Raw genomic sequence first — 13,082 nt, 5'->3', positions numbered from 1 at the left:
TTCAGGTCATTTGCTAGACTTTCCAAGTTTCAAAAACTTGGAGGGTCTTTTCATTTCTTATGCTTTCCCTAGTCGATAGAAAAGCACTTTGGGCGAAAATTTTAGTTTGTCACAAACATTCATAATACGTTGTCGTGTAATATCGGCCAAAGTAACATAACCCGCTTGATAAGCATCACTATCTACAGGGCAAGGTGCGGCGATTTGTATCAACAAAAAAATCCGACGAAGACTGTCTTCTTCGTTGAGCTGCAATACAGCCTGAGCTGTTGAACCTGAGCCAGCAAAAAAATCTAAAATTACATCGCCATCTCCGCAACCAGCCGCGAGGATAAGGTTTTTGAGTACTTCTATATTTTTGGGAAAGTCAAAAAGTCCTTGCACTTCCTTTTCATCTTTCGAAATCAACAAATCGGTCCAGTTGGTAGTGCGTAAAATACCATCTGAAGGGGGAATCCAATTTTCGACGCCCTTATTTTTGCCTTTTCCGTTGGGATTGCGGCGAATAAAGAGCAGCTTACGACCCGTCTGCTCCCAATACGCCTCCAGCGACATTTTGTCGGAATACTCCGTGAGGTATTTTTGATAATTGGCTACAGCTTCCAAGCCTTTCTCTTGACTCCACTTCCATTGGCCTGTTTCAGGCGTGAAACCCAGAATATTATATCGCATCGTAGGCCGGTCAGCATCATTCCAAAATCCCTTCCAGTAGCCGGTAGTTTGGCGGGTTTCGTTGGAAGCTCGATAAACAGGCTGAAATGTAAAGGCATCAGATTTGGCATAGCAAAGGATATGTTCAAAACCTACATTAAATGAGCGTAAGCCTTTGGCCATGAATTGCCGATTCAGGTTTTTGTCGTGGCGACGCGCGATGAAAGTATTACGAAAGTTTTTTTCGCCGAATATTTCGTCCATCAAAAGTTTCAAATTCGCGTATTCGTTTTCGTCAATACTCACAAAGATTGCCCCATCTTCCCGCAAAAGATTTTTGGCTAATGCCAGCCGAGGATACATCATCGACAACCATACCGAATGACCGTGTCCTGTTTTGGAGAAATTGTCGGCATACACAAAATCATTGCTTCCTGTATTATAAGGTGGGTCAATGTATATCATTTTGACCTTAGCAGCGTGGGTAGATTGTAGCACACGCAAAGTCTCTAAATTTTCGCCTTCTATAAATGCTGAGCTTGACATTATCTCCTCATTATCAACCACAAGTGATTCCTTATTATACAAACAAGTCGAAGCCAGCTGTTTAATTTGAGCGCGGGCGGCAGCTTTGCCTGCCCAATTAAGTTCGTAGTGTTCGGGCGATTGGTCGTCCATACTTTCATTTTTGCTTTAGCTGCAAAAATAGTAGAAAGCTCCAATTATCGCAGCACCATTACTTTGCCGCGTTGTTCATTAAAATCGGCTTCCTTCCCCAATCGAAGTAAATACGTATACTCCCCAGGCGCTACTTTAGTACCATTGAAAGTACCATCCCAAGGATTTTTGTAACCATCTTTTTCATAAAATATTACTTCCCCCCATCGGTTATAAACTATTACCTCAGCATTAGGATATTTATCTATGTTTTTGATTTCCCAAACATCATTAATTTGATCATTGTTAGGGCTAAAGGCGTCAGGAGGATACACAACCTGAAACACAAGAACGCGTATTGAATCCACTGAGCTACAATTATTCCCGTCTTTTACGGTCAATTTATACACGACAGTTTGGTCAGGAGTAGCTACAGGTCGCTGCACTTTAGCATCATTTAAGTTGGTAGGGGGTAACCATTCGTAGCTAACATTTCCAGTAGCAGTCACTACGGCGGGCAGCACTACCGCCGAGCCCATCCCCATAGAGATATTGTCAGTAAGATTGATTTCGGGTAAACTATATATTTGAACGACCGTTGTTTTTTTATGAATACATTCTCCTTCTGTTTTTACTTCATAAGTCACAGTATGCCTTCCAGGCCCAACATCACTCACATCAAATTCTTGATTTTTAACACCTTCTCCTGAAAACACGCCTCCTAACGGCATAGCTTTAAGAGGGATTTTTAGGGCAGTATTCAAACAAAATGGTGCAATAGAGTCTATCACCATATCTATAATAACAGGAGGGAATATCCTAAAAGTATCGGAAATAGCATCACATCCGTCTTTGAAAAACCGAACTTGATATACCCCAGCGTCCCTCACATAATGATTGTTTTTGTTGTTTATAATCACTTGTCCTGCTCGCAGCCATTCGTTTGAAAATCCTATTTGAGTTTGCGTGATTAAATTGATTGAATCACTCATGCAGAGTATTTTTTTGGAAGCACTTAATGTAGGTTTATTGGGAGTAGGCAGAAAAATTACTACGGCAGTATCTTTGGTACTACAGACAAAATCAGGAGAAGTCACTGATACAACATACCGCCCCTCCTGAGTCACAGAGAGGGTGTTTTGAGATGAAGCCGTGAGTAATTGTCCATTTCCAGCCCAATTGTATTGATAAGTAGGATTATTTGTAGCTTGAAGTACTCCCTGCCCTCCTTTACACAATTTCAGAGAGTCGGTTACCACCACAAGAGGGCTGTTTGCTTTTACTACATTTACTATCTGCGAGACCGTATCGATAGAGCACTGATTGGAAAAACTAGCCGAAACTTGATAGTTACCGGCCTCAGAGACTGTGATTCGGTTGTTTTTTTGATTTAAGAGATTGTTACCATTACGTATCCACTGATAAGAAATATTAGGCTGTGAATTAAAAGTAAGCTCTACAGTTTCTCCTTCACAAATCTCAACAATAGCCGCAGGGGTGGATAGGTTAGAACTCTTAAATACCGTAGGAACAGGCGGAGGCGTACTCATACAATCAATGACTTTCAACTGAAAATCTCTTCTGACTGATCCGATTTTTACACCATTGCGATATTCTTCGACCAATATAGCAAAAGCATAACGCCCTAATTGTGTTGCTTTTACAGTAAGCAATCCTGTATTAGCATTGATACCCAAAGGGGGATTTCCTTCAATGACATTGTTGAGGCTCACATTACTCGCCCATAAAACTGGCGGAAAAGGAGCCCTCGAAGTTGCCGCCGAACCGTTCGTGGAAGCATCGGTGGTAAACCCCTGCAAAGGAGTAACGAGCGAATACCGAAGTTCATCACCATCGGCATCAGTAGCTTTCATACTCATAGCAAAAGGTTTGTTGACACAGATATAATCGCCATTTGGGAATTCAAAGACAGGCGAGGAATTTTTAAAAAATTGTCCATTTTGGCTAATCGCCGGAAATTCTAGCATAAAAACCATGCCTACAAATTTTCCTTGGTTGGCTAAATTATCGACCCCGTCGGTTCGGCAGCATCTTTCCCATACCCCATAATAACCCTCCAAATCATTATACAAATTGGGATTCAACGTAATATCCAAACTATATTGCAAGGCTTGAGTTTTGAGTCCTCCACTTCCTGCACAGGCCACATTTTGATAAACAATTGGAGTATTGGTGACTTGGGGCAAGATATAAGTCCCTACTAATAAATTGTCTTTTCGTCTCCGCAAAAAGATAGTTACAGATTGGTCATTGTTACCACTTTGAAGAGTGCTCGCATCCGCGTATACATTCAATACCAGCCGGTAACGACCTTCTGTAGGCAAAGATATAATGCTAAAATCTCCTCCAAAAATATGGGAAGCTTCGCTATTAAAACTTAACAATATCAAGAATACAATCAATAAACGAAACCGCAAAAAAGGTATCATCCTAAAGTAAAAGATGTAAGTTATCATAACGAAGCAAAAAGAATAAGTTTATCATAACAGAGTAAAAAACTGAACTTATCAATTTATCGAAAAACACAACCAAAACAACAGCACAACTATCTTACTATCAGAATCTTTCCTCTAAAAAACCCAAATTCTTCTGTCTGGGAATTAATCACATACGTATATTGGCCAGAAGCGACTGGCACACCCCCATAAGTACCATCCCAAGGTACCTGATACCCTTTTGTTTGATGAAAAATAGCTTCACCCCAACGATTATAAATAGTTACTTCTGCTTCAGGAAAAATTTGGATATTTTTAATCTCCCAAGTATCATTGATACCATCGTTGTTGGGCGTAAATACATCAGGAATAAAAATTAAATCAACTACCTCTAATAATACATTTATTGACGCACGTGCGGTACAGCCATTAGGAGCCGTCACGATCAGGGTATAGCTTGTATTTTCAGAAATTTTAACCCTAGGGCTAGCAATAGTAGCACTGCTCAAACCCTGTGGAGGTGTCCATTGATAAGTGAATGGCCCTGTGCCCTCAATGGTAGGTGTAAGCTCTGTGTCGTCATTTTCGCCTACTACCATTTGGGATGGTAGAGTCACTTTGGGCACAGGTCTTACCTCCAATTCTTGGGTTTGTACTCCACGGCATCCATTTGAAGATACTACCGTATAAGTAATGGAATGACTCCCCACACCTACCTGCGACACTCTGACCTTGTTTCCGCCAACTCCTTGCCCCCCAAATTGCCCTCCAGCAGGAGAAGCAGTAAGATTTACGACTAATGTATCATTATAACATACTGGAGCAATAGTTCCAAATGTAACCACAGGCGGCAATTCGGCTGTAAGTGCAATATCATTTGAAGTAGCCGAACAATTCCCCGCAAATATCCTTACCTGATATATTCCTGCTTGATTTGTGTAGAAATTGGGCCGAGTTTCAGCAATTATTTGCCCATTACGTCGCCATTCTATGTTGTAGCCGCTCGGGGCATTAAGCCTAACTTGAGAAGAATCTCCTACACAAAAAATATTTTTTGAAGCCGTAATCGTAGGAGCAGAAGGGGGAGTATTAAAAACTACCGCTATACTATCTTTAACACCACACACCAACGTAGCATTTCGAGCTTCTACGCGATACATTCCAGGTTGTGTTGTTCGCAACTCACTCCCAGTGGCTCCTGTTAGTAATGCCCCATTACGGTACCATCGATACTCATTTTGGGTAGGAGAACTCGTTTGTAACAAGGCAGTATCTCCATTACAGATTCGAGTAGTATCTGCTGATCCAAGACTAATCTGCGGAGCTTGTCCCTCATTTACTCTAAAAATCTCTGATGTTAAAGTAAAGTTACATACTCCTTGCGTAGCGATTTGAACACGATAGTTTCCAGCCCTAGTTGCTTGGATAGATGAAGTATTAGTGCTACCAATATTCGCTCCTTCTAATTGCCATTGGTAGGTAGTATTAGGAATCATTGCTGTGGCTAAGCTTACCGTCTCACCCCTACAAATTTGCAAGCCACTTTCGCCATTGCTGGAGGTCACAATGGGTATATTAGGACTTTGGAAGGCTTGTATGCGCACTGTATCTGATTGGCTACAATTTCCCAAACTAACTCTTACTTGGTATAGCCCTCCTGCTTTGGTGTAAAATGAGGAGGATGTAAAAGGCAAGATTTGTCCATCTCTCCGCCACTCCAAAGTATAACCTGCGATTGAATTCACCGACAACGAAGCCGAATCTTCTCCACAAATTACTGATTTCGAAGCCCTTAGATTTAATGCTGTGGGAGGTACCCTTAAAGCTATAACTACGCTATCTTTCAATAAACAGCTAGACAAGGCATCTCCAACTTCGGCTCTATATACACCTGGGACGCTTGCATTGAGACGATTGGTTTGTTCGCCACTAATAAGCGTATTATTCAAATACCAGCGATGGGTATTAGTTGTTAAATTAGTTTCTAATCTGGAGACATCACCACTGCATATCTCTACAGTCCCGGAGGGTGTTATAGTAAGAGGAATAGCGGTAACAGTGTTCACTTTAAAAATAGGAGAAGATGCCTCTGGACTACAAGCAGTTGTTACTTTTACTTGATACTCCCCTGCTTGACTAACACTCAACGTACGACTAGTAGCATTGGAGACTGTAGCTCCGTTTTTATACCATTGGTAGGTCGCATTCGCAATCAAAGGAGCTGTCAGTGTTTTGCTTTCATTATTACAAAGAGTAGTTTCTCCTGTAATACCATCCACTGTGATCGCAGGAGGTGTAGGGTTATTTGTGTCACAGTCTCTTACTACCAGCTGATAATCTCTTCTGATTTCCCCTATTTTCTCACCGTTTCGATATTCTTCTACTAGTACCGCAAACACAAAACTCCCCACTTTATCACTTTGTCCCGTAATTTGCCCCGTCGCCGAATTTATGCTGAGTCCTTGAGGGCTATTGAGAGGATTGGCTGCACTGTAGCCTGGTGCCCATCTCACTTCAGGGTAAAAACTCCGAGATTCCCCAGAGCCGGTTGTATTTGTTATATCTTGTGTAGCATACCCTTGTAAAGGAGTAACTATCGAATAGCGACGCTGGTCTCCATCATCATCATTGGTTGAGGCATCTACATGAATAAGTTGGTTGACACAAGCAAACTGAACGGCCGTAGTATCTTTGAAAACGGGAGATGAGTTCCTAAAAAGCTGACCATTACGTATAATAGCTGGAAAATCTGCTCTTGCTACAAGTCCCACAAATCTACCTCCATTTTGGATATTAATGAGATTTTCCACTCTACAGCATCGTTCCCAAATAACATAATATCCCATTAAATCATTGTACTTGTTTGGATCAAGTTTCACATCCGCACTATTGACATATGTACTAACCTCAAACAAATTACCTACAATTCCATTACAAGGTTTTGAAGCATCAAGACTAACCGTTCCTTTAAGTTGTGTTCGGAGACGTTTTAAAGTAAAAGACTCGACTCGTTCATTATCCCGCTTCCTAAATATATGCACAACCATATCAAGTTCAGGATGAGTCCCTCCTATACTTGAGGATTGCCCCCCTGGAGTTACTGTAATATAAGCGGTCATACTCGCAAAAGTCCTTATAGAAATCCTATATGTTTCTGGCGCCGATAAAGCCGTTATTGTCAATTCGGCACCATTGAGATGCTCTGCCCATGCCACTTTTTTACCAAAAGCCATCCATAGCATCAACACCATCAAAAAGCCTCGAAAATTCATAGTTAGCTACGAAGAGTAAGGGAAAGTATTTTTGGTTAGAATAACACAGTAGAGGTTTCTGCAATACCTCTCTCTACAAACACAATAAGTTGCTTCGCCCAATTAGGAGAATTATATAAGGTCAGAAATTTTCTTTCCTTAATCAATACCAAACGCCTCATTTCTTTAAAGTTTCTGTACGTTGAATAAAAAAAATGACTAACCAAAGTTAGTCATTTCTGAGGCGTTTCGGAACAGGTTGCTTCAAAGATTATCAATAATTTTATCCAACGGGCAGTTTCAAAAATCCATTCGTGGTAAAGGACTTACGGTTTGCTCACAAAAATCTTCATTTTCGTATTTAAAATGAGCAGCCATCGCAATCATGGCAGCGTTGTCAGTACAATATTCAAAACGTGGAATATATACCTTCCAGCCTTCTTTAGCTCCCAGTTCATGGAGCGCCTTCCTCAAACCCGAATTGGCCGAAACTCCTCCCGCAATCGCAATTTCTGAAATTCCAGTTTGTTTGGCGGCTTTGCGCAATTTTTGTAGTAACATTTTAATCAAAGTATACTGCACACTAGCACAAATATCATTCAGATTTTCTATCACAAAATCAGGATTATTTTTGACTTTTTCTTGTAAAAAATACAGAATTGATGTTTTGATTCCACTAAATGAATAGTTTAAAGCGGGCATTTCGGACATAGGAAATGGGAACGCCAAAGGGTCTCCAAGCTGTGCGTACTTATCCACTAAGGGCCCTCCTGGATAAGGCAAACCCAGAAGTTTGGCAGTTTTATCAAAAGCCTCCCCCACCGCATCATCTTGGGTTTCGCCAATAATCTCCATATCTAAGGCGCTGCGTATCAGCACAATTTGAGTATGACCACCGCTTACTGTCAAGCACAAAAATGGAAAACTCGGGCGCGGTTCTTCAATAAAATGAGCCAACACATGTGCCTGCATATGATGGACTTCGATAAGCGGAATATCAAGCCCCAACGCCAGCGCTTTAGCAAAAGAAGCTCCTACCAAAAGTGCTCCCAACAAACCAGGGCCTCTTGTAAAAGCAATGGCATTCAGGTCTTTTTTACTTATTTTTGCATCTTCGAGCGCTTTTTCAACTACCGGCAAGATGTGTTGTTGATGAGCTCTCGAAGCAAGTTCGGGAACGACCCCGCCGTATTTTTGGTGAATCACTTGGGTGGCCACAATGTTTGAGCGTATTTGTCCGTTAGAGATAACGGCCGCCGATGTTTCATCACAAGACGATTCAATCGCCAGAATATTTGTCATTTATTGTTATTTTTCGTTTATTGTTAAAAAGTTATATATCAAGCAGATAGTTGGCTGATGTTGCACGTTTTACCTACTCTAAAAAAACAGCTCCATTCTGAATCAAAACCTTCATCAAGGTCTTAAAAGCCAGCAAAAGCGGCCATGAAACGTATCCTTTGGCATATCGCTAATTTTGTCTTTATCTTCTTTGTCACTATCATGATAGTGGCTGAGATGATAAGTCTAAGTATGCAATTCCCGGCCATCCAAACCTTGATATTAAACTACATTACGAAGCAATTATCTACCGAATTACAACACCCCACATCTATAGAACGAATAAGTATCAAATGGTTTGATGCCGTTTCGCTCGAAAAAGTCAAGATTTTTGACCGCCAAGGACGTCCCATGATTCAAGTTGAGCGCGTTGACGTCAATCATGATTTTTGGGGCTTGATTTTGGGCAAAGATAAAAAGACTTTTGGTACCTCTCTCGACGAAGCTACCCTTTATCGCCCAGCGGTATGGTTGGTCAAAAACCCAAAAACCGGTGACTTAAACCTTGACGAATTTATTGCCCGCATTGAAGAGCTCACCGCCAATCCCAATGCTCCTGGCGTCAAAGACCAAAACGTACCTTTTGTTATCAAACAAGTTCACTTGATTGAAGGTTCTTTTCGATGGGACGACCCTCGCGAAAGAATAATGAAAGGGCAGGCTTTTGATTACAATCATTTTACGCTCCAAAAAATTAATGCAGAAGCTCGTAATTTCTTGGTTTTGGGAGATACCATTGCGACTAACATCCAAAACTTAACAACCTACGACAAGCGTACCAACCTCACTGTCAAAAAGTTAGATACTAAGCTCCTATATTGTCGTACCAAATTAGAACTAGCGCAGCTCAATGCCCATATCGGAAATTCTATTATTAGAAACTACATATCTTTCAATTACGACGCGCCCTCTGCCTTTGGTGATTTTAACCAAAAAGTATTAATGAAAGCGCATCTTGACAGTACACGGGTACGGTCAGAAGATTTGGGTTGGTTTGCAGATTACTTATTTACTTTGGACGAAACTTGGAAAGCCCACGGCGATTTTTTAGGAACCGTCAATGATTTCAAATGGTCAAATGCTGATTTACAATTTGGTAAAAACAGCCGTCTAAAAGGCGACATTGGGTTCAAAGGAGTGACAGAATTTTATACTTCTTTAATGAATTTTGACCTCAAAAATTCACGCGTCGATGCTTTTGACCTTTATCAATATTATCCCGAAAAATCTTTCAATGATTTGGTGCAGAAATTTGGCGTAGTCGATTTCACTGGGACTTATCTAGGTACCGTCGAGCGTTTCAAACTTAAAGGAGATTTTCAGAGTGCTTTAGGGCAGATTAAGGTCAAAGACCTGCAAATGAATCTTGCCAGTGCAGTTCCTACTTATACAGCTGATATTGCCGCCCAAAATTTTGAACTAGGAAAAGCACTTGACGACGAAGAGTTTGCTCAGCTTGATATAGAAGGCAAAATCCAAGGAAAAGGATTTACCGTTAAAAATGCCTCACTCAATTTTGACGGACGCTTACCCAAATTTCATTATAATGGCTACGACTATCGTAATGTATACTTGCGGGGCAATATGCAAAATAAGTTTTTTGAAGGCCTCATCGTAGTTAAGGATTCTAACTTATTAGCAAATGTAGACGGGGTTTTTGACTTTTCTAAAGAAAAATACCTGTATCATGCACGTGGAAAAGTAGAAAGAATCAATCTACAGCCGCTCAATTTCACCAAAGATTCGCTATTGATTCATACGGAGCTAGATGTAAATCTAGAAGGCAATACTATGGATGAGTTGACAGGCCATGCTACGTTTTTGAATAGTTATGCCACGCTCAAAAAACGTAGCTTAGTGGTAGATACGCTGGTGATAAATTCTCATTTAGACGACAAACTTCGCCGCTTGTCTATTTCGTCCGAGTTCTTCAATTTTCAATCCGAAGGAGTATTTCAACCAACCAAAGCTGTCAAAGATCTACCCCAACTTTTTAAAGAATATAAAATGTATTTTTTGGGAGACGAGACGGCGCGAGCGCAATATTATGCCCAAAAGAAACTCAAGAACATACTCTCACCACAGCGTTATAGCGTAGATTATCGGTTACGGTTCAAGAAAATGGACCGCTTTCTGGCTTTCCTCTATCCTGATGGCGCGATTTCTAATGGCTCAGTTGTAGAAGGGGTATTTACCATCGACAATACATCCATTTTCTCAATGACGGGACGATTGGATACCCTCAAAATTGGAAATAATACTTTCTATCAATCAGAAATCGACCTTAATACCTCCAAATTCACCAATAGCCCCGAGGTCTTGGCTTCAGCGATTATTAACTCTGAGAAGCAGCAACTTGTAGGGATTGCCCCCACCGAAAAAATGGCCATTGAAGCGGCTTGGGACAACGACCACATTAATTTTAGGAGCAATCTGCGTCAGCAAAAAATGCCAAACCGTGCTACTCTCAACGGTGAATTACGCTTTGTGGGAGATTATTTGTATTTACAATTCAAAAAATCAAAACTTCGGCTCCTAGAAGAAGACTGGAACTTAGATGCCAACAATCTTATCTCTGTGTATGGCTCAGAGGTTACGTTTAGCAACATCAATCTTAAAACCAAAGACAAAGACCAGTTTCTCTCTCTCAACGGTGATATTTCAAAAGACACCCTTAAAGCACTTGCTTTTGAAACCAAAAACTTTGAATTAGCTACCCTTAACCCTGTCTTGAACACCAACCTTGGGGGGGTTGCCAATGGTGCTATCATGGTAAGTGATGTATATCGTACACCGATTGTAGACTCCAAAACAGAAGTCAAAAACCTTACCTACAACAATTTCCTAATGGGGAATTTAGTAGGCAGGGGCGAATGGGATCCTATAGACAAACATTTGCATGTAGATGTACATTTGGACAAAGAAGAGAAAAGGCTTATTTCGGTAAATGGCACTTACACCCCAGATTTAACCAACAATGAGCTCAATCTTAGCGCAAATTTTAACGAAACCGATTTGAATTTACTAGAGCCTTTTTCGAGGGGATTGGTCTCTAACATTACGGGTAAAGCGGGAGGAATGGTCGCTATCAAAGGCCCTTATAATGCCCCTGTATTGGATGGAGTCATCGATGTCAAAAAAGGTCGCTTAACGTTTGATTACCTCAAGGCCGTTTTATCTTTTGAAGATAAGGTGTATTTTGGTGAAACAGATATTCGGGTCAAAAACCTCCGTCTTACTGACCCTGAAGGCAACACTGCCACTTTGCGCGGTGGCGTCTATCACAATAGTTTTACCAAATTTACCTTAGGGTTTGACGCAGATATGCGTAATTTCAAAATCTTGAATACAACCATTCGTGACAATGAGCTTTTCTATGGCAATGCTTACGCCACTGGAAAAGTAGAGGTGTTTGGCCCAATCAATAATTTCAAGATTGACGCAGACCTGACTAGTAACCGGAGTACCAAAATATACATTCCGCTGGATGGGGCAGCCGAAGTCGCTTCCGAAGATTTTGTGCAGTTTGTATCGTCTACTCCCGATACTACAGCCCAAGCCATCGCCAAAACAAATAAGATTACTAGCAATGAAGAAGACATCATCAAGATGGATTTGCGCCTCAATATGACCCCAGATGCTTATTGCGAAATTCAGTTTGACCGTCAAACAGGCGATGCCATTAAAGCATTTGGAAGTGGGCTTATCAACCTCAAAATAGATACCCGTGGCGAGTTCAATATGGCAGGTTCTTACGAAATCCAAAACGGGGATTATCTATTTACGTTAAAAAATGTTATCAACAAAAAATTCCAAATCCAAAAAGGAAGCCGAATTTCGTGGACAGGCGACCCGTATGGAGCCACACTCGATGTAAAAGCGAGTTATATAAGCAATGCCTCTCTTGCACCTTTGTTTCAGACTAGTACTACAAGTACCACTTCCAACCTCAACAATCGCAGCGAGCTCATTTCAAGACGCTACCCGGTAGAAGTCACTATCGCACTGAGCGAGCGAATGCTTTCACCCCAAATCGCGTACGATTTGAAGTTTAAAGAATATCCAGCAAGTGTGCAATTTGAAATCAATGCTGTAGAAACTCGCCTCAAACGCGACGAGCAATACTTAGCTCAACAAGTTAGTGGAATGCTTTTATTTGGTCAGTTGATATCTAATCAAAACGATTTTTTGACTCAATCTGGTGCCTTAGGACTCAATAGTGCCAGTGAGCTTATTACAAGTCAGCTTAGCAAATGGTTATCATCGGTAAATGAAAACTTAGAAGTAGGGCTTTCAGGTTTTAATTTTACGGACCCCAATGCCATCAACAATCTTCAATTGCGCTTTTCGTATCGTTTTTTTAATGATCGCTTTCGTATTACACGCGACGGCCGCCTCTCCTATGGGCAAAATCAATACGACGCCACCAACCTCCTTTTAGACTGGACTTTGGAGTATTGGCTTACGGATGATGGTAGCCAACGCCTACGCATGTATAATCGCAATGTTCAGAATCAGTTTACTTCTACCGCCGGAACCCCCAACGCCGTTTCGTACGGCGCTAGTTATTTGTTTACTCGCAGCTTCAACAGTTTTAGGATATTTGGCCCCAAAGAGTCTCGTACAGAAACGCCCCCCAAGACAAATTCGGGCCGGCTTACTACTTATAGGACTTCCGTTGAGCCTTCTTCTAACAAGCAGTAGCCACAAATAATGACCAATAAAG

General features: G+C 41.2%; 5 protein-coding genes. 1 reads left to right on the top strand and 4 read right to left on the bottom strand.

What is annotated here, in order from left to right:
• Nucleotides 1–57: 57 nt before the first annotated feature.
• From P1X15_RS05545 to tsaD, 4 genes are all read right to left on the bottom strand, one after another.
• A complete protein-coding gene (locus tag P1X15_RS05545; protein ID WP_277337151.1) occupies nucleotides 58–1,329 on the bottom strand; it encodes a site-specific DNA-methyltransferase in 1,272 nt (423 codons plus the stop codon).
• Between the two features lie 44 nt (nucleotides 1,330–1,373).
• Nucleotides 1,374–3,758: a gliding motility-associated C-terminal domain-containing protein gene (locus P1X15_RS05540; RefSeq protein ID WP_277337150.1), complete on the bottom strand. Its 2,385-nt coding sequence runs from the start codon at nucleotides 3,756–3,758 to the stop codon at nucleotides 1,374–1,376.
• A gap of 116 nt (nucleotides 3,759–3,874) precedes the next feature.
• On the bottom strand, nucleotides 3,875–7,036 hold the full coding sequence (locus tag P1X15_RS05535) for a gliding motility-associated C-terminal domain-containing protein (protein ID WP_277337149.1): 3,162 nt from the start codon (nucleotides 7,034–7,036) through the stop codon (nucleotides 3,875–3,877).
• 279 nt (nucleotides 7,037–7,315) lie between these two features.
• Nucleotides 7,316–8,317 (bottom strand): tRNA (adenosine(37)-N6)-threonylcarbamoyltransferase complex transferase subunit TsaD, encoded by a 1,002-nt coding sequence (gene tsaD, locus P1X15_RS05530; protein WP_277337148.1) that lies wholly within the window; start codon nucleotides 8,315–8,317, stop codon nucleotides 7,316–7,318.
• 144 nt (nucleotides 8,318–8,461) lie between these two features.
• On the opposite strand from tsaD, the gene P1X15_RS05525 reads away from it, so the two are divergent.
• Entirely contained in the window at nucleotides 8,462–13,060 is a 4,599-nt protein-coding gene (locus P1X15_RS05525) for a translocation/assembly module TamB domain-containing protein (protein WP_277337147.1), read from the top strand.
• Nucleotides 13,061–13,082: the final 22 nt, after the last annotated feature.

The organism is Runella sp. MFBS21, assembly GCF_029433105.1.
Classification (GTDB): Bacteria; Bacteroidota; Bacteroidia; order Cytophagales; family Spirosomataceae; genus Runella.
This window is presented reverse-complemented; position numbering and strand designations above follow the sequence as displayed.

Excerpts from the sequence above, each read along its gene's own strand:
- tsaD (WP_277337148.1), bottom strand. The coding sequence starts at position 8,317 with ATGACAAATATTCTGGCGATTGAATCGTCTTGTGATGAAACATCGGCG.
- P1X15_RS05540 (WP_277337150.1), bottom strand. The coding sequence starts at position 3,758 with ATGATACCTTTTTTGCGGTTTCGTTTATTGATTGTATTCTTGATATTG.
- P1X15_RS05535 (WP_277337149.1), bottom strand. The coding sequence starts at position 7,036 with ATGAATTTTCGAGGCTTTTTGATGGTGTTGATGCTATGGATGGCTTTT.
- P1X15_RS05545 (WP_277337151.1), bottom strand. The coding sequence starts at position 1,329 with ATGGACGACCAATCGCCCGAACACTACGAACTTAATTGGGCAGGCAAA.
- P1X15_RS05525 (WP_277337147.1), top strand. The coding sequence starts at position 8,462 with ATGAAACGTATCCTTTGGCATATCGCTAATTTTGTCTTTATCTTCTTT.